The organism is Variovorax sp. J2P1-31 (assembly GCF_030317215.1).
Classification (GTDB): Bacteria; Pseudomonadota; Gammaproteobacteria; order Burkholderiales; family Burkholderiaceae_C; genus Variovorax.
In genome coordinates, this window is sequence record NZ_JASZYA010000002.1 from 838,462 (window position 1) to 854,461 (window position 16,000).

General features: G+C 69.6%; 15 protein-coding genes. 7 read left to right on the top strand and 8 right to left on the bottom strand.

Annotated elements, in window-relative coordinates; all coding sequences use genetic code 11:
* Nucleotides 1–2: 2 nt before the first annotated feature.
* From uraD to QTI20_RS15105, 3 genes are all read right to left on the bottom strand, one after another.
* Nucleotides 3–1,790, bottom strand: coding sequence for a 2-oxo-4-hydroxy-4-carboxy-5-ureidoimidazoline decarboxylase (uraD, locus tag QTI20_RS15095; protein ID WP_286552049.1), 1,788 nt, complete (start codon nt 1,788–1,790; stop codon nt 3–5).
* 154 nt (nt 1,791–1,944) lie between these two features.
* Complete coding sequence (gene puuE / locus QTI20_RS15100) at nt 1,945–2,889, bottom strand: allantoinase PuuE (RefSeq protein WP_286552050.1); 945 nt, start codon at nt 2,887–2,889, stop codon at nt 1,945–1,947.
* Complete coding sequence (locus QTI20_RS15105; protein ID WP_183024079.1) at nt 2,886–3,551, bottom strand: GntR family transcriptional regulator; 666 nt, start codon at nt 3,549–3,551, stop codon at nt 2,886–2,888. The genes puuE and QTI20_RS15105 overlap by 4 nt, the downstream gene beginning before the upstream one ends.
* 84 nt (nt 3,552–3,635) lie before the next feature.
* Between QTI20_RS15105 and uraH the strand changes: the two genes are divergently transcribed.
* Nucleotides 3,636–3,986: a hydroxyisourate hydrolase gene (gene uraH, locus QTI20_RS15110; protein ID WP_183024078.1), complete on the top strand. Its 351-nt coding sequence runs from the start codon at nt 3,636–3,638 to the stop codon at nt 3,984–3,986.
* 6 nt (nt 3,987–3,992) lie between these two features.
* Here the strand turns inward: uraH and QTI20_RS15115 are convergent, their stop codons facing one another.
* Together QTI20_RS15115 and QTI20_RS15120 are read right to left on the bottom strand one after the other, a co-directional pair.
* Entirely contained in the window at nt 3,993–4,871 is an 879-nt protein-coding gene (locus QTI20_RS15115) for a transporter substrate-binding domain-containing protein (RefSeq protein WP_286552053.1), read from the bottom strand.
* Nucleotides 4,872–4,885: 14 nt separating this feature from the next.
* Nucleotides 4,886–6,259 (bottom strand): aspartate aminotransferase family protein, encoded by a 1,374-nt coding sequence (locus tag QTI20_RS15120; protein WP_286552056.1) that lies wholly within the window; start codon nt 6,257–6,259, stop codon nt 4,886–4,888.
* A 169-nt stretch (nt 6,260–6,428) separates the two neighbouring features.
* On the opposite strand from QTI20_RS15120, the gene QTI20_RS15125 reads away from it, so the two are divergent.
* Complete coding sequence (locus tag QTI20_RS15125) at nt 6,429–7,352, top strand: LysR family transcriptional regulator (RefSeq protein WP_286552058.1); 924 nt, start codon at nt 6,429–6,431, stop codon at nt 7,350–7,352.
* Here QTI20_RS15125 and QTI20_RS15130 read toward each other — a convergent pair.
* Complete coding sequence (locus tag QTI20_RS15130; RefSeq protein WP_286552061.1) at nt 7,333–7,848, bottom strand: hypothetical protein; 516 nt, start codon at nt 7,846–7,848, stop codon at nt 7,333–7,335. The genes QTI20_RS15125 and QTI20_RS15130 overlap by 20 nt on opposite strands.
* A 68-nt stretch (nt 7,849–7,916) precedes the next feature.
* Between QTI20_RS15130 and xdhC the strand changes: the two genes are divergently transcribed.
* Complete coding sequence (gene xdhC / locus QTI20_RS15135; protein WP_286552063.1) at nt 7,917–8,717, top strand: xanthine dehydrogenase accessory protein XdhC; 801 nt, start codon at nt 7,917–7,919, stop codon at nt 8,715–8,717.
* 16 nt (nt 8,718–8,733) lie between these two features.
* Here xdhC and QTI20_RS15140 read toward each other — a convergent pair whose 3' ends face one another.
* Nucleotides 8,734–9,087, bottom strand: a complete 354-nt coding sequence (locus QTI20_RS15140) for a VOC family protein (RefSeq protein WP_286552065.1) — start codon at nt 9,085–9,087, stop codon at nt 8,734–8,736.
* A gap of 232 nt (nt 9,088–9,319) precedes the next feature.
* Here QTI20_RS15140 and QTI20_RS15145 point away from each other — a divergent pair, with 232 nt between their 5' ends.
* The gene (locus QTI20_RS15145; protein ID WP_286552066.1) at nt 9,320–10,525 is read left to right on the top strand and encodes a urate hydroxylase PuuD; all 1,206 of its coding nucleotides are present in this window, start codon (nt 9,320–9,322) and stop codon (nt 10,523–10,525) included.
* A 160-nt stretch (nt 10,526–10,685) separates the two neighbouring features.
* Nucleotides 10,686–12,020, top strand: coding sequence for a glycerate kinase type-2 family protein (locus QTI20_RS15150; RefSeq protein WP_286552070.1), 1,335 nt, complete (start codon nt 10,686–10,688; stop codon nt 12,018–12,020).
* A 6-nt stretch (nt 12,021–12,026) separates the two neighbouring features.
* On the opposite strand, the gene QTI20_RS15155 is transcribed toward QTI20_RS15150, so the two are convergent.
* On the bottom strand, nt 12,027–12,860 hold the full coding sequence (locus tag QTI20_RS15155) for an alpha/beta hydrolase (protein WP_286552072.1): 834 nt from the start codon (nt 12,858–12,860) through the stop codon (nt 12,027–12,029).
* Nucleotides 12,861–12,959: 99 nt separating this feature from the next.
* Between QTI20_RS15155 and QTI20_RS15160 the strand changes: the two genes are divergently transcribed.
* Nucleotides 12,960–14,222 (top strand): Nramp family divalent metal transporter, encoded by a 1,263-nt coding sequence (locus QTI20_RS15160; protein ID WP_286552073.1) that lies wholly within the window; start codon nt 12,960–12,962, stop codon nt 14,220–14,222.
* Between the two features lie 169 nt (nt 14,223–14,391).
* A complete protein-coding gene (gene xdhA, locus QTI20_RS15165) occupies nt 14,392–15,999 on the top strand; it encodes a xanthine dehydrogenase small subunit (RefSeq protein WP_286552075.1) in 1,608 nt (535 codons plus the stop codon).
* Nucleotide 16,000: the final 1 nt, after the last annotated feature.

The following is a 16,000-nucleotide window of genomic DNA, read 5'->3' on the forward strand; positions in this document are numbered from 1 at the left end:
AATCAAGGGGCAGGGTCGGTGGTCAGGCCTTCGAGCAAGAGCTGGAAGGCCTGGACAGCCAGCTGGATGTCGTCGTTGGTGCTCGATTCGAGCGGGTTGTGGCTGATGCCCGAATTGATGCCGCGCACGAAGAGCATGGCCTGGGGCATCACCTCGTGCAGCTTCATCGCGTCGTGGCCGGCGCCGCTGGGCATGCGGAACAGCGGGATGCCCAGGGCATCGACCGCCTTCTCCCAGCGCTGCTGCCAGGCGGGCGCGCTGGGCGCGGCGGCGGCGCGCATGGTTTCTTCCAGCTCGAAGCGCACGCCGCGGCGCTCGCAGATGGCCTGGAGTTCGGCCACCACGTCGGTGGCCAGCGCGTCGCGCTGCGTGTTGTTGGGCGCGCGCAGGTCCAGGCTGAACTTGCAGCGGCCCGGCACCACGTTGATCGAACCGCTGGGCACTTCGAGCATGCCCACGGTGCCGACCGAGTCGCCATCCTGCGCGGCGCGCCGCTCGGTGTAGAGGATCAGCTCGGCCACCGCGGCGGCGGCGTCGCGGCGGCGGTCCATGGGCGTGGTGCCGGCATGGCTGGCCATGCCGATGACTTCGCCCACATAGCGCACGCTGCCGTTGATCGAGGTCACGATGCCCAGCGGCAGGTCGAGCTCGGTCAGCACCGGGCCCTGCTCGATGTGCACCTCGACGAAGCCCAGGTAGCGCGCCGGATCGCGCTGGATCTTCGGGATGTCCTCTTCCTGGAGGCCCGCGTGCTGCATGGCCTCGCGCATGGTGATGCCGTCGGCGTCCTTCTGGTCGAGCCAGCGGGTGTCGAAGTGGCCGATCAACGCGCCCGAGCCCAGGAAGGTGGCCTTGTAGCGCTGGCCTTCCTCTTCCGCGAAGCCCACCACCTCGAAGGCGAAGGGCAGGCGCCTGTTCTGCTTCTTGAGCTCGCGCACGCAGGCGATGGGCACGAAGATGCCCAGCCGCCCGTCGTACTTGCCGCCGTTGCGCACGGTGTCGTAGTGCGAGCCGGTGAGCAGCGTCTTCGCGTCGGGCGTGGCGCCTTCATAGCGCCCCACCACATTGCCGACCGCGTCGATGTGCACCGAGTCGAAACCGGTGGCCAGCATCAGCGCCGAGATCTGCGCGGCGCAGGCGCGGTGCGCGTCGGTCAGGTAGGTGACGGTGAGCTGGCCCTTCTCGGCATAGCCGGGATCGGTGTGGACCGACAGCTGTTCCTGCCAGTCCCAGACGTCGTTGCCCAGCGCGAGGTCGACGGCGAACTTGTCGTCGAGCCGGATCTCGGCGATGCGGTGGATGTTGCGCAGCGCCTCGCCGCGCTCGAAGGCCGGGTGGTGGTGCAACCGGCGCGCAAAGGTCTCGATGATCTCGCGCCGGGGCAGGCCGGTGCCGCGCGGGCCGCGCACCGCGAGGATGAAGGGAAAGCCGAACTTCGCGTTGTAGTCGGCGTTGAGCTGCTGGATCTGCGCGAACTCCTCGGGCGTGCAGTCGGTCAGGCCGGCCTTGCGCTGCTCGTTGGTCGATTCGGCCGTCAACGTCTGGCTGACCATGGCCTTGCCGGCGAGCTCGGGGTGGGCCGCGATCAGGCCGATCTGCTCGTCGGCCGCGGCGTTGTTCACCACCTGCGCCAGCGCATGCTTGAGGTGCGCGAGCGAGCGGAAGGGCCGCGCGGCCAGCGCGCGCTCGGCGATCCAGGGCGAATGCTCGTAGACGCCGTCGAGCAGCGCGACGGCCTCGGCCGGCGCGGCGGCGTTGAGTTGGGCAACGGTCAGATTCGTCTGGCTCATATCGTTCCTTGTCTGGCTCCCTCTCCCGCTGGGGGAGGGCAGGGGTGGGGGCACGCGGCGCTCGGTGCACGGGCAGTTGGGGTGCTTGCCCCCATCCCGGCCTTCCCCCAAAGGGGGAAGGGGTGAAGACCGTTGCGACGTACCGTGGCCGGCGTCATACCGGGTGGACCTGCTTCCAGTGGCGCGCGATGTCCACGCGGCGGCAGACCCAGACCTTGTCGTGCTGCGCGATGTGGTCCAGGAAGCGCTGCAGCGCGGTGATGCGGCCCGGCCGTCCGAGCAGGCGGCAGTGCATGCCGATGCTCATCATCTTGGGGCTGTCGTCGCCGTCCGGGTCGCCTTCGGCATAGAGCGCGTCGAAGCTGTCCTTCATGTACTGGAAGAAGGGATCGGCGTGCGAGTAGCCCTGCGGCAGCGCGAAGCGCATGTCGTTGACGTCCAGCGTGTAGGGCACGATGAGCTGCGGCACCACCGTGCCGTCGGTCTTCTGCACCTTCATCCAGAAGGGCAGGTCGTCGCCGTAGTAGTCGCTGTCGTATTCGAAGCCGCCGTAGTCGGCCACCAGCCGGCGGGTGCGCGGGCTGTCGCGGCCGGTGTACCAGCCCAGCGCGCGTTCGCCGGTGAGCTGCTCGATGGCCTCCATGCCCAGGCGCATGTGTTCGCGCTCGGTGGCTTCGTCGAGGTTCTGGTAGTGGATCCAGCGCCAGCCGTGGCAGGCGATCTCGTGGCCCAGTTCCTGGAAGGCGGCCGTGAGTTCGGGATAACGCTGCAGCGCCATGCCCACGCCGAACACGGTCAGCGGCAGGCCGCGCTTCTCGAACTCGCGCAGGATGCGCCAGACGCCGGCGCGCGAGCCGTACTCGTAGATGCCTTCCATGCTGATGTGGCGGTCCGGGTAGCTGGCCGGATTGAACATCTCGGACAGGAACTGCTCGGAGCCCGCGTCGCCGTGCAGCGTGGCGTTCTCGCCGCCTTCCTCGTAGTTGAGGACGAACTGCACCGCGATGCGGGCGCCGCCGGGCCAGCGCGCATGCGGCGGCTTGCGGCCGTAACCGACCAGGTCGCGCGGGTAGGGCAGGGTGGAGTCGTAAACGGTCATGACAAGGCTTGCGAGATGTCGTTGGTGGGGACTTTGCGGTCGAAGGTCAGTTCGGCCTCGACGTGTTCCAGGTGTTCGGTCATGAGGCGCACCGCGCGCTCCTCGTCGCGGGCGGCCAGCGCCTTCACGATGTCGGCGTGCTCGTCGTGCGAGTGCTCGGCGGCGCTCGTGCTCTGGTACATCAGCGTGATGAGCGCGCAGCGCGAGACCAGCTCGCCCAGCATCTGCGCCAGCACCTCGTTGCCCATGAGCTCGGCCATGCGCACGTGGAAGTCGCCCAGCAGTTCGTTGCGCTGCCGGGCGCTGCCGCCGGACACCGCATCCTTCTCGTGCGCCACGTGTTCGCGCAGCGCCTTGATCCGGGCCGGCGTGCTCTGTCGCACGAAGGCGCGCGTCATCTCGGCCTCGAGCATGCGGCGCACCGCGAAGACCTGCCGCGCCTCGTCGACCGTGGGCGCGGCCACGAAGGCGCCGCGCGCGGGCTCGAGCCGGATCAGCCGGTTCTGCGACAGCTGGAACAGCGCCTGGCGCACCAGCGTGCGCGAGACGCCGAAATGATCGGCCAGTTTCTGTTCGGCGAGCTTGCTGCCGGGTTGCAGGCGGTGCTCGACAATCGCCTTGGTCAGGGCGTCGACGATCGCGCCGGTGGTGGAGGACTCCATGCATTCATGATAGACCTGAATCCCACAACTGTATACACTTTTGTCCACCAAACTACCGGCACCGCCGGACCGAAGGAGCGAGCCATGGGCCTGAGCACCCACGTACTGGACACGATGCACGGCGGGCCCGCCGCCGGCATGGCGGTGGCGCTGTACACCACGCAGGGCGAACAGGCCACGCTGGTCAAGCGTTTCACCCTGAACGCCGACGGCCGCAGCGACGGGCCGCTCTACGACAACGCCAGCCTGCGCGTGGGCACCTACCGCCTGACCTTCGACGTGGCGGCCTATTTCAAGGCCCGCGGCGTGCAGCTGCCCGAGCCCAATTTCCTGGACAAGGTCTCGCTGGACTTCGGCGTGGCCCACACCGACCAGCACTACCACGTGCCCTTGCTGGTCAGCCCGTGGAGCTACTCCACCTACCGCGGGTCCTGAGCGGCGCTACTTCTCCTCGTAGGCCTCGGCCGGCCGGTCGTTGGGCGCGAGGAACGCGGCCTTGAGCGAATCGCTCAGCGGGATGTTGATGACCGCGTTCTTGGGCGGGATCGGCGCCATGAACCACTTGGCGTAGAGCTTCTCCAGCGCGCCCGAGGCCATGGCCGTGGCCAGGTAGCCGTCGACCGCGCTCTTGAAGGCCGGGTCGTCCTTGCGCAGCATGATCGCGATCGGCTCGATGCCCAGCGGCTTGCCCACGATCCTGAAGTCCCCGGGGTTGCGCGCGTTGGCGATGTTGCCGGCCAGCGTGTTGTCGTCCATCGCGAAGGCGTCGGCACGCCCGCTCTCCAGCAGCAGGAAGCTTTCCGCGTGGTCCTTGGCCAGCACCACCGTGATGTGCCGCTCCTGCTCGAGCCGGCGCAGCCGCTGGACCAGCGTGGTGCCGGTGGTCGTCACCACGGTCTTGCCCTTGAGCTGCTCGACCGAGCCGATGCCGCTCGCGGCCCGCACCGCGAAGCGCGCTTCGGTGATGTAGGTCGTGTGGGCGAACGCGGCCTGCTGCTGGCGGGCCGCGTTGTTGGTGGTCGAGCCACACTCGATGTCGATGGTGCCGTTCTGCAGCAGCGGCAGCCGGTTCTGCGAGGTCACGGCCATCTGCCGGATCGCGACGCCGGGCAGCAGCTTCGACAGCATCTGCTCGCACAGTTCGACGTGGTAGCCCGCATAGCCGGTGCCCAGCGAGTACGAGAGCGGCGGCGAGGCGTCGCGCACGCCCATCGTGACGCTGCCCGCGGCCCGGGCCTTGGCGAGCGTGCCACTGTCCTGCGCGCCGGCGCCCAGGCAGGCGAGGGCCAGCGCGACGCCGAGGAGAAGAGGTCGGGTCATGGTGACGCCGCCCTTCAGTGGTTCGCCGCCGCGACGGCCTTGCCAGCCACCTTCGCGTCCGCGCGCGCCACGGGCGCGGGCCGCGCGATCTCGTCCAGGCTCTCGCGCAGCGCGCGGTCGAGGATGGCGACGGCGCGGTCGACCTCCTCGAGGTGCACATTGAGCGGCGGCGCGATGCGCCAGACCGAGCCGCGCTCGGGCCGGCGCCGGATGTTCATGCTCAGGCCCAGCTCGAAGCACTTCTTCGTGGTGCGCGCGCCCAGCTCGTGGTAGGGCAGGCGCGAGTCGCGGTCCTGCACCAGTTCCACGCCCAGCAGCAGGCCTTCGCCGCGCACGTCGCCGATGGCCTCGTAGCGCTTCTGCATGTCGAGCAACTGGCCGCGCAGGTAGGCGCCGGTGCTGCGGGCGCGCTCGATCAGGCCCTCGCTGCGGATGGTCTCGAGCACGGCCAGGCCCACGGTGGCGGGCAGCGGATCGGAGACGTGGCTGGTGTAGAAGGTGAAGCCCTTCTCGAACACGTCCTGCTCGATCTTGGGGCTGGTCACCGTCGCGGCCAGCGGCAGGCCGCCGCCCATGGTCTTGCTGACCGACATGATGTCCGGCACCACGCCGTAGAAGTCGGAGGCGGTGCGGTGGCCGATGCGGCCGAAGGCGGTCTGGGCCTCGTCGAAGATCAGCAGCATGCCGCGATCGTCCGCCGCCTTGCGCAGGGCCTGCATGTACGACTTGGGCGGCACCAGCACGCCGCCAGCGCTGATGATGGGCTCGATGATGATGGCCGCGCGGCGGCCGGTCGAGGCCATGTCGTACATCTTGAGGCCGAGCTCGAGGCAGGTCAGCGCCGACTCCTCGGCCGACATGCCCTGGATGTAGGGCCGGTAGGCGTTGGGCTCGGGCATCACGAACACGCCGGGCACGTGCACGCCGTAGCCCTTGCGGTCGCTGGCGAAGGACACGGCGCTGGTGCCGCCCGTCACGCCGTGCCAGGAGCCGCCCACGGCCAGGATCTCGAAGCCGCCGGTGTACATCTTCGCCATGCGCAGCGCCACCTCGTTGCTCTCGGAGCCGGTGTTGACGAAGATCGACTTGGTCAGCGGCGCGGGCATCCAGTCGGTCGCCATCTTCTGCGCGAGTTCGGCCACCACCTCGGGGATCATGCCGCTGAACATGTGGAAGGCCTTCTCGCCGGCCTCGTGCACCGCGCGCACGATGGCCGGGTGGTTGTGGCCGATGGTGGCGCACATCTGGCCCGAGGTGAAGTCGAGGATCTCGCGGCCGGTGTCGTCGATCACGATGGCGCCGCGGGCGCTGCGGAACAGGTTGGGGAAGGTGTCGCCACCGTAGCGGACCATGTATTCCTTGGCCGCCGCGCGAAGTTGCTCGCTCATGATGAATCCTTTGGGTTGTGAAGAGGGGATTCGTGATGGTCGCGAGCGAGCGGCCTGCGGTCCAATGTTGAGTTTGCATCCGGCCGCAATGCGCGTCACGCATGGCCGATGCGCAAATCGAATCGGCATGCGACTTGCAAAAGGTCGTGGCAAAGGAGCAAATCAGGCAATGGACACCCGTTGGTTTCAGGACTTCGTGACACTGGCCGAAGTGCAGAACTTCACCCGCGCGGCCGAGATGCGCAACGTGTCGCAGGCCGCGTTCAGCCGCCGCATCCAGGCGCTGGAGCAATGGCTGGGCGCCAAGCTCATCGACCGTGCCGCGTTCCCGACCCGGCTCACGCCGGCGGGCGAGCGTTTCCGCAAGGTCGCGACCGGGCTGCTCGACCAGATCGCCGACGCCAAGGCCGCGATCGGCGACGCGCCCTCGCGCAACCATGTGCGCATCGCCTCGACCTATGCGCTGGCCAGCACGCGGCTGCCGGGATGGTGGCGGCAGTGGTCGGGCGAAGGCGCGATCACCTGCAGCCTGGAGGTGGGCAACGTGCACGACACGGTGTCGGCCTTCAACGCGGGCTCGGCCGACATCCTGATCGGCTTCCACCAGGCTGCGCATCCGATCCAGCTCGACATGGCGCGCTTCGAGCGGCACGAACTGGGGGTGGAGCGGCTGCGGCCCTATGCGTCGCGCGCGCTGGCCGCCTCGGGCGGGCTCGCGCTGCCGGGCACGCCGGAGCGGCCGGTGCCGCTGCTCATGTACTCGGCCAGCGGCTACTTCGCGCGCGTGGTCGATTCGGCCATCGAGCAATCGTCGCAGCCGCTGTTCGGCTACCGGGCCTTCGAGGCCGAGATGACCGATGTGCTGGGCGACCTGGCGTCGCAGGGTCTGGGCGTCGCCTGGCTGCCCGACAGCTCCTTCGTCGCCGGGCGGCTGGCCGACCTGGTGCCGGTGGGCGAGGGCGCCTGGGATGTGGAGGTGAGCATCGTGGCCTACCGCGCCCGGACGCAGGCGCGGGCGGTCGTCGGGCAGTTGTGGGAACGGATCTGCAGCGGGGCGCCGTCCCCGTGCGTGGTTACAGCTGACCCTCGGTGAGGGTGTCCAACTGGAAGCGGCCGCCCTTGTCCCACAGCCAGGTGTCGGTCCAGGTCACCGGGCCCAGGCGCTGCGCCACCGGGTAGGGGGCGGCGGCGAGCACGGTGCGTTCGATCTCCGCGATCACTTCCGGCGCATGCTGGGGCGCACGCATCCAGTGCATCGACAGCACCTTGCCGCCCGCGTCCAGGTTCACCTGCAGCGTGCCCACGGCATAGAGCACGGCTGGCAGCTTGCCGCCGTAGATGCGGTCCTTGTTGGCGTCGTAGACGTGGCGGGCGGCGTCGCGCCGGTACTCGCGCGGGTTGGCCGCGACCGACGCGCGGGGCGCCGGCTGCTGGACCGGGCCCGGCGGCGCGGAGGTGGCGCCGCTGAGCTGGCCGGGCACCTGGCCGGGCGTGGTGGCGGTGGGGGCGGTGCCGCAACCGGCGAGCCAGAGCGTGGCGGACAGGGCGGCGGCGAGCGCGACATGGCGCGGGGTGAGGCGGAAAATCATCGCCGACGTTATACCGTGCATACGGCAGGCCCATGCATCGGCATGTGATCCCGGAGGACAATCCCACGATGATCCCGGCCCTCGACGAACTGCTGCAGCGCCTCGGCCGCGAGGCCGCGGTGCTGGTGCGCGTCGCGTCCACGCAGGGCTCGGTGCCGCGCGAGGCCGGCACCTGGATGGCGGTCTGGCAGGACGACCTGACCGGCACCATCGGCGGCGGCCAGCTCGAATTCCAGGCGGTGCAGGAGGCGCGCGCCTGGCTGGCCGGCGGCGAGCCGATCGAGGCCGTGCGCCGCTACCCGCTGGGCCCCAGCCTGGGTCAGTGCTGCGGCGGCGTGGTGTTCCTGGCCTTCCAGCGGGTCATCGCGCGCGACGTGCCGGCGCTGACCCGCGAGCTCAGCGCGCACTTCAAGCCGGTCGCGCTGTTCGGCGGCGGGCACGTGGGGGCCGCCTTGGCCCGCCTGCTGGCCACGCTGCCTTTCTCGGTGCGCTGGATCGACAGCCGCGAGGGCGTGTTCGCGCCCGCGCTGCCGGTGCAGATCGAGACCGAGCATTCCGAACCGGTGCAGGGCGCGGTGGCCGGGCTGGCACCGGGCTCCCGCGTGCTGATCATGAGCTTCAGCCATGCCGAGGACTTCGACGTGGTGATCGCCTGCCTGCAGCGCCTGCGCGCGCGCGACGACCTGCCTTTCGTGGGCCTGATCGGCAGCAAGACCAAGTGGGCGACCTTCCGCCACCGGCTCGAGGCGCGCGGCTTCACGCCCGAGGAGCTGGCGCGCATCACCTGCCCGATCGGCGTGCCGGGCATCGAGGGCAAGGAGCCCGAGGTGATCGCGGTGGCGGTGGCGGCGCAGCTGTTGATGCAGTGAGCGCCGCCGGGCCGGCTCAGGGCGCCGACCAGACCGCGAGCTCGTAGCCGTCGGGGTCCGTGAAGTGGAATCGGCGCCCGCCCGGGAAGGCGAACACCGGCCGCGAGATCGCCGCGCCCGCGGCCTCGATGCGCCGCTGCGTTTCGGCCAGGTCGTCGGCATACAGGATCACCAGCGGGCCGCCCGGCCGCACCGGCTCGCCCGTGGTGAAGCCGCCGGTCAGCCGGCCGTCGCTGAACTCCGTGTAGGTGGGGCCGTAGTCGGTGAAGGCCCAGTCGAACACGGCGCCGTAGAAGGCCTTGCTGCGCGCGATGTCCGCGACGTTGAATTCGATGTTGTCGATCTGCCGATCCTGGCCCGTGGCTGCCATGGCGTTCCAATGCGTGAAGGTGGCCCGGATTGTGCTGGTCGATACGGTAAATCCCTGCCCATAAAAACCACCAGACACGGAGGAAATGTGTATACACTTTGGTCCACAACAAGCCGCAGCGGAGCGAGGTCGCCAGACCTGCGTTCGCGGCCATTCATCTGCTTACAGCGCCCGCAGTGGTGAGCAGATCCAAACCCTCACAAGGCGCTCCCACGCGCCGACAAGGTTGAGCATGGAAAGCTACTACCTCGACTGGGCCAACCTGCTGCTGCGCTGGGTCCACGTCATCACCGCCATCGCCTGGATCGGTGCCTCCTTCTATTTCGTGATGCTGGACAACAGCCTCGAGAAACCGCAGGACCAGGAGTCGCTCGACAAGGGCGTGGGCGGCGAGCAGTGGGCGGTGCACGGCGGCGGCTTCTACAACATGCAGAAGTACGCGCTGGCGCCCAAGAAGCTGCCCGACCATCTGCACTGGTCCTACTGGGAGAGCTATTCGACCTGGCTCACCGGCTTCGCGCTGTTCACGATGTCCTATCTGTGGAACGCCAGCACCTACCTGATCGACAAGAGCAAGATGGACTGGGAGCCGGGCGCCGCGATCTCGGTGGCGCTGGCCTTCTTCGTGGTGTTCTGGATCGTCTACGACGGCATCTGTCAGATCTTCGGACGGCGCAAGAACGGCGACACCATCGTCGGCGTGCTGATCGCGGTCTTCATCGCCTTCGCGACCTGGCTGGCCTGCCAGTGGTTCGCCGGCCGCGCGGCCTTCCTGCTGGTCGGCGCCATGATGGCCACGACCATGAGCGGCAACGTGTTCTTCTGGATCATTCCCGGCCAGCGCAAGAACGTGCAGGCGCTGCGCGAGGGCAGGTCGGTCGACCCGGTGCACGGGCAGCGCGGCAAGCAGCGCAGCGTGCACAACACCTACTTCACGCTGCCGGTGCTGTTCGCGATGCTGAGCAACCACTACAGCTTCACCTACACCCACAAGTACAACTGGGTGGTGCTGCTGCTGATCATGCTGGGCGGCGCGGCCATTCGCCAGTTCTTCGTGGTGCGCCACCGCTTCAAGCTGGGCAATGCGCGCCATCCGCTGCCCTACGCGCTGTTCGGCATCGCGGTGCTGGGCCTGACCATCGTCTGGATGAAGCCCGAACCGGTGGCCGCGCCCGTGGCCGGCGCCGTGGTGCCCAAGGTCGCCTTCGGCGACGTGCAGAAGGTGCTGGAGCAGCGCTGCTACATGTGCCATGGCGCGGCCGTGCAGATGAAGAACGTGCGGCTCGACACGCCCGACCAGGTCGCGGCCCATGCGCAGGCGGTCTACCAGCAGGTGGTGGTCACGAAGATCATGCCGATGAACAACGCGACCCAGATCACCGACGCGGAGCGCGCGCTGATCGGCCGCTGGTTCCAGGCCGGCGCAAAAATAGACTGACCCCCCAAGCTTGCCCACTTCGTGTGGCAGCGCCAACCCCCCTCCGGGGGGCAACACCGGCGGCCCGGCAAAGCCGGTTCCGCGGTGTTCCTGGAAGGGCGCCAAAGCGGCAGCTCAGGGTGTGCGGCAGAATTCCGGGATTGGAGACACGCAAGACAACATGACCGCCTCGACCCCCGTGACCATCCCCGATCCCCGCACGGCGCCGCGCGCCTTCCTCGAACACCTCTACCGCGCGGCGGTCGCCCGCGCGCTGCCGTTGCACACGCTGGGCGCGCACCTGCCGCCGCCGCCCAAGGGCCGCACGCTGGTGCTGGGCGCAGGCAAGGCGGCCGGCTCGATGGTGCAGGCGCTGGAGGCGCTGTGGCCGGCCGAGGCGCCGCTGTCGGGGCTGGTGGTCACGCGCTACGAGCACATCCCGCCGCGCCCCGAAGGCGTGCCGCAACGCATCGAGATCGTCGAGGCGGCCCACCCGGTGCCCGATGCGGCCGGCATGCAGGCCGCCGAACGCATCCTCGCGCTGACCGAGGGCCTGACGGCCGACGACCTGGTGCTGTGCCTGATCTCGGGCGGCGGCTCCTCGCTGCTGGTGCTGCCGGCCGAGGGCCTGACGCTGGAAGACAAGCAGCGCATCAACAAGCAGCTGCTGGAGAGCGGCGCCGGCATCGGCGAGATGAACTGCGTGCGCAAGCACCTGTCGCGCATCAAGGGCGGCCGGCTGGCCGCGGCCTGCGCGCCGGCCCGCGTGCTGACGCTGACCATCAGCGACGTGCCCGGCGACGACGTGGCCGTGATCGCCAGCGGCCCGACCGTGCCCGACGCCACCACCTGCGCCGACGCGCTGGCCGTTCTCGACCGCTACGGCATCGAGGTGCCGGCGCCGGTGCGGGCCCGGCTGGAGAGCGGCGAACTCGAGACGCCCAAGCCGGCCGACGCCGTCTTCCAGGGCCATGAGACCTTCCTGATCGCCACGCCCCAGCAGTCGCTCGAAGCGGCGGCCCAGGCCGCGCGCGATGCGGGCATCGCGGCGCACATCCTCAGCGACGAGATCGAGGGCGAGTCGCGCGAGGTCGGCAAGGTGCATGCGGCGCTGGCGCGTGCCGTGGCGCTGCGCGGCGAGCCCTTCGCGCGGCCCTGCGTGATCCTGTCGGGCGGCGAGACCACGGTCACGATCCGGCCGCGCCAGCCGGGCCAGGCCAAGGGCCGGGGCGGCCGGGCCGGCGAGTTCTGCATGGGGCTGGCCGGTGCGCTGACGGGCCAGGAACAGGTCTGGGCACTGGCCGCCGACACCGACGGCATCGACGGCGTCGAGGACAACGCCGGCGCCTTCGTCACGCCCGACACGCTGGCGCGCGCCACGGCCGCGGGCCGCAAGCTGTCCGATCACCTGGACCGCAACGACGCCTACGGTTATTTCGACCCGATCGGCGACCTGCTGGTCACCGGGCCGACCCACACCAACGTCAACGACTTCCGGGCGCTGCTGATTCTCTGAGCCGTCTCAGGCGGCCTTGGTCTCGGGCAGCACGGTCGTCAGCGCGAAATCGACCAGGTGCAGCCAGGTAGCCTCGAGGCCCATGATGTTGTGGTGATCGGAGTCCGCCACCGTCTGGACGTGGACCGGCGTGGGCCAGGCGTCGATGAGCTTCTGCGAGCGCTCGGGCAGCACCACCACGTCGTGCTCGGCCAGCAGCACCTGGGTCTTGGCCGCGACCTCCTGGCTGTGCTTGAGCGAGTCGAAGCGGTGCCGCAGCAAGAGCGCCAGCGGCACCAGCGGGAAGCGCTTCTTCGCCACCTCCAGCATCGAGTCGTAGGGCGTCACCAGCTGCAGGCTCGCGAAGTCGCGCTGCGCCGCCAGCTGGATGGCCACACCCGTGCCCAGGCTGCGGCCCACCACATGCAGCCGCGCGCGCGGGAAGGCGCGGCGCAAGTGGGTGGCGAACTGGATCGCGTCGGCCACCGAGGCGATCTCCGACGGGTCGCCCTGCGAATCGGCCACGCCGCGGTAGTTGAAGGCGGCCAGGCCGAAGCCCTCGGGCAGCCAGTGCAGCGCCTGGGCGGTAGCCCGCACGTCCTCGCCGCGGCCCGCGAAGTAGATGAACAGGTCCTGCAGCGCCTCTTCGCCCAGCGGGTGGTAGACATAGCCGCGCACCATGCCGCCCGGCACCGTGTGCGAGTAGGTGGAGAAGTGCTCGGACAGGTGCACCACGGGCAGCTTGCGGGCGTTGAACAGGATATGCCCCTGCCGCGTGGCCAGGAGCGTCCAGTAGGCCGCGAGGCTGCCGAGGGCGGCGGCCGAGACCGAGAGTGCGATGCGGGAGGCTTTGGATGACAAGGAGACTCCTGGAAGACAGACAGGCCCTAGTTTCGCCGCATCGGGTGAGTCCGTGATTTCGTCAGTTTCGCCCCATCCTCCCATGCTAGCTTCGCACCCATGAAAAACCGGATCCCGTCCTTCCTCAGCCACGTGGGCCCCGGCGTCGTCACCGGTGCGGCGGACGACGATCCCTCGGGCATCGCCACCTACACCCAGGCCGGCGCGCAGTTCGGCACCGGCCTGCTCTGGACGGTGTTCCTCTCGCTGCCTTTCATGATCGCGATCCAGATGGTCTCGGCGCGCATCGGCCGGGTCACCGGCAAGGGCGTGGCGGCCAACCTGCGCGACCACATGCCGCGCTGGCTGCTGCTGGGCCTGATCGGGCTGCTGGTGCTGGCCAACACCATCAACATCGCGGCCGACATCGGTGCCATGGGCGAGGCGCTGCAGCTGGTGGTCGGCGGCGGCCAGCATTTCCATTCGCTCGCGTTCGGCGTGGTCACGGTGCTGCTGCAGATCTTCGTGCCCTACCGCCGGCTCGCGCACATCCTCAAGTGGCTCACGCTGACGCTGTTCGCCTATGTGGCGACGGTGTTCGCGGTCAAGGTGCCCTGGGCCAGGGTGCTGCACGACCTGGTGGTGCCGCAGCTGCAGTGGAGCAGCGACTACTGGATGATGATCGTCGCGCTGCTGGGCACCACGATCTCGCCCTACCTGTTCTTCTGGCAGGCCTCGCAGGAGGTCGAGGAACTGCGGCAGAAGGGCGGCGGCGTGAGCCACGTCGGCACCGAGGCCGAGATCTGGCGCGGGCTGCGACGGGTCAAGCTCGACACCTGGATTGGCATGATCTTCTCCAACACCATCGCCTTCTTCGTGATGGTGGTGGGGGCCTCGGTGCTCTACACCGCGGGCATCCACGACGTGAGCTCGGCCGCGCAGGCCGCCGAGGCGCTGCGGCCGCTGGCCGGCGACTTCGCCTTCTGGCTGTTCGCCGGCGGCATCATCGCCACCGGCCTGCTGGCGGTGCCGGTGCTGGCCTCGTCGGCGGCCTATGCGGTGGCCGAGGCCTTCGGCTGGGACGAGGGGCTGGAACTGCACTGGCGCGAGGCCAAGCCCTTCTACGGAATCATCGGCATCGCGACCCTGGTCGGCACCGCGCTCGACTTCACGCCCATCGACCCGATGAAGGCGCTGTACTGGAGCGCGGTGGTCAACGGCGTGGTGGCGGTGCCGATCATGGCGGCCATGATGATGCTGGTGGCCAAGGAGCGCGTGATGGGCGTTTTCGTCTCGAGCCGGCGCACCCGCTGGCTGGGCTGGGGCGGCACCGCGCTCATGGGTTTCGCGGTGCTGATGATGGCGCGCGATTTGTTCTTCTGAGCCTTTCGCCGGGCTGCCGGCGGGATGACAATGGCCGGATCGGCGGTCCGCACAGCGGCTGGCCCATATAGCCACTATGGTGACGTCCGTATGAAACAGAGGCCTGCGGGCCTTAAGTTCCTGCATGGGCGGAATGCGCCGCCCCGACCGACCCGAGCCGCACCAGAACATGACGCCCACGACGACTTCACCGATCCGCTTTTTCCATCAGGGCCGCACCGTCGAGGTGGGCGGCGTGCATCCCACGCGCTCGGTGCTCGACTGGCTGCGCGAGGACGCCCATTGCACCGGCACCAAGGAAGGCTGCAACGAAGGCGACTGCGGCGCCTGCACCGTGGTCATCGGCGAGCTGGCCCCCGAGGGCACGCCCGGCGCCGTGGGCGGCCTGAAGCTGGAAACGGTCAACGCCTGCATCCAGTTCCTGCCGACCCTGCACGGCAAGGCGCTGTTCACGGTCGAGGACCTGAAGTCGCGCTGCGCCGCCGAGCGCACGCACGACGCCGCGCGCCACGACAAGCACCCGGTGCAGCGCCTGCATCCGGTGCAGCAGGCGATGGTCGACTGCCACGGCTCGCAGTGCGGCTTCTGCACCCCCGGCTTCGTGATGTCGCTGTGGTCCAGCTACGAACACCACCAGGCCACGGGCACCCGCCCGAGCCGCCAGCAGCTGGCCGACGAGCTGTCGGGCAACCTGTGCCGCTGCACCGGCTACCGGCCGATCCTCGATGCCGGCCAGCGCATGTTCGACCTGCCCGCGATGCCTTTCGACACCCGCCCGGTGGTGCAGGCGCTCGAAGGCCTGCGGCGCGACGGCACCTTCGACTATGCCGCCGCCCGGGACGGCCGCCAGGACCACTTCCACGCCCCGACCACGCTGGCCGCCCTGGCCGCGCTGCGTGAAAGCAAGCCCGCCGCGCGGCTGCTCGCGGGCTCGACCGACGTCGGCCTCTGGGTCAACAAGCAATTCCGCGACCTGGGCGACATCCTCTACGTGGGCGACGTGGCCGAGCTCAAGGTGGTCGAGGAGCGCGGCGACGCGCTCTACATCGGCGCCGGCGCCTCGCTCGAGGCCGCCTGGAGCGCGCTGGCGCAGCGCGCGCCTTCGCTGGTCGATGTCTGGCTGCGCTTCGCCTCGCCGCCGATCCGCCATGCGGGCACCATGGGCGGCAACGTGGCCAACGGCTCGCCCATCGGCGATTCGCCGCCGGTGCTGATGGCGCTGGACGCGCAGATCGAGCTGCGCCGCGGCGAGCGCACGCGCCGCCTGCCGCTGACCGACTTCTACCTCGACTACATGAAGAACCGGCTCGAGCCCGGCGAGTTCGTCCAGGGCCTGTCGGTGCCGCTGGCCGCGCTGCAGCGCCAGGTGCGGGCCTACAAGATCAGCAAGCGCTTCGACTGCGACATCTCGGCGCTGTGCGCGGGCTTCGCGCTCGCGCTCGACGGCGACACGGTGAAGGAGGTGCGGCTGGCCTTCGGCGGCATGGCCGGCATCGTCAAGCGCGCGGCCGGGGCCGAGGCCGCGCTGCTGGGCCAGCCCTGGACGCAGGCCAGCGTGAAGGCCGCGCAGCAGGCGCTGGCCGACGACTTCCAGCCGCTGTCGGACATGCGCGCCTCGGCCGCCTACCGGCTGCAGGTGGCGCAGAACCTGGTCCAGCGCCTGTGGTTGGAAACCCGCGCCACCGACGCGCTGCCGCCCGCATCCACCAGCGTCTGGAGCGTGATGCCCCACGACGTGCTGCCGGCCGCGGCCACCGCCACGGTCCAAGGAGCCTGAG

Coding starts and splice junctions, on each gene's coding strand:
- puuE (WP_286552050.1), bottom strand. CDS start 2,889: ATGACCGTTTACGACTCCACCCTGCCCTACCCGCGCGACCTGGTCGGT.
- QTI20_RS15125 (WP_286552058.1), top strand. CDS start 6,429: ATGGACACCCGTTGGTTTCAGGACTTCGTGACACTGGCCGAAGTGCAG.
- QTI20_RS15160 (WP_286552073.1), top strand. CDS start 12,960: ATGAAAAACCGGATCCCGTCCTTCCTCAGCCACGTGGGCCCCGGCGTC.
- xdhC (WP_286552063.1), top strand. CDS start 7,917: ATGATCCCGGCCCTCGACGAACTGCTGCAGCGCCTCGGCCGCGAGGCC.
- uraH (WP_183024078.1), top strand. CDS start 3,636: ATGGGCCTGAGCACCCACGTACTGGACACGATGCACGGCGGGCCCGCC.
- QTI20_RS15140 (WP_286552065.1), bottom strand. CDS start 9,087: ATGGCAGCCACGGGCCAGGATCGGCAGATCGACAACATCGAATTCAAC.
- QTI20_RS15120 (WP_286552056.1), bottom strand. CDS start 6,259: ATGAGCGAGCAACTTCGCGCGGCGGCCAAGGAATACATGGTCCGCTAC.
- QTI20_RS15150 (WP_286552070.1), top strand. CDS start 10,686: ATGACCGCCTCGACCCCCGTGACCATCCCCGATCCCCGCACGGCGCCG.
- QTI20_RS15105 (WP_183024079.1), bottom strand. CDS start 3,551: ATGGAGTCCTCCACCACCGGCGCGATCGTCGACGCCCTGACCAAGGCG.
- QTI20_RS15130 (WP_286552061.1), bottom strand. CDS start 7,848: ATGATTTTCCGCCTCACCCCGCGCCATGTCGCGCTCGCCGCCGCCCTG.
- QTI20_RS15115 (WP_286552053.1), bottom strand. CDS start 4,871: ATGACCCGACCTCTTCTCCTCGGCGTCGCGCTGGCCCTCGCCTGCCTG.
- xdhA (WP_286552075.1), top strand. CDS start 14,392: ATGACGCCCACGACGACTTCACCGATCCGCTTTTTCCATCAGGGCCGC.
- uraD (WP_286552049.1), bottom strand. CDS start 1,790: ATGAGCCAGACGAATCTGACCGTTGCCCAACTCAACGCCGCCGCGCCG.
- QTI20_RS15145 (WP_286552066.1), top strand. CDS start 9,320: ATGGAAAGCTACTACCTCGACTGGGCCAACCTGCTGCTGCGCTGGGTC.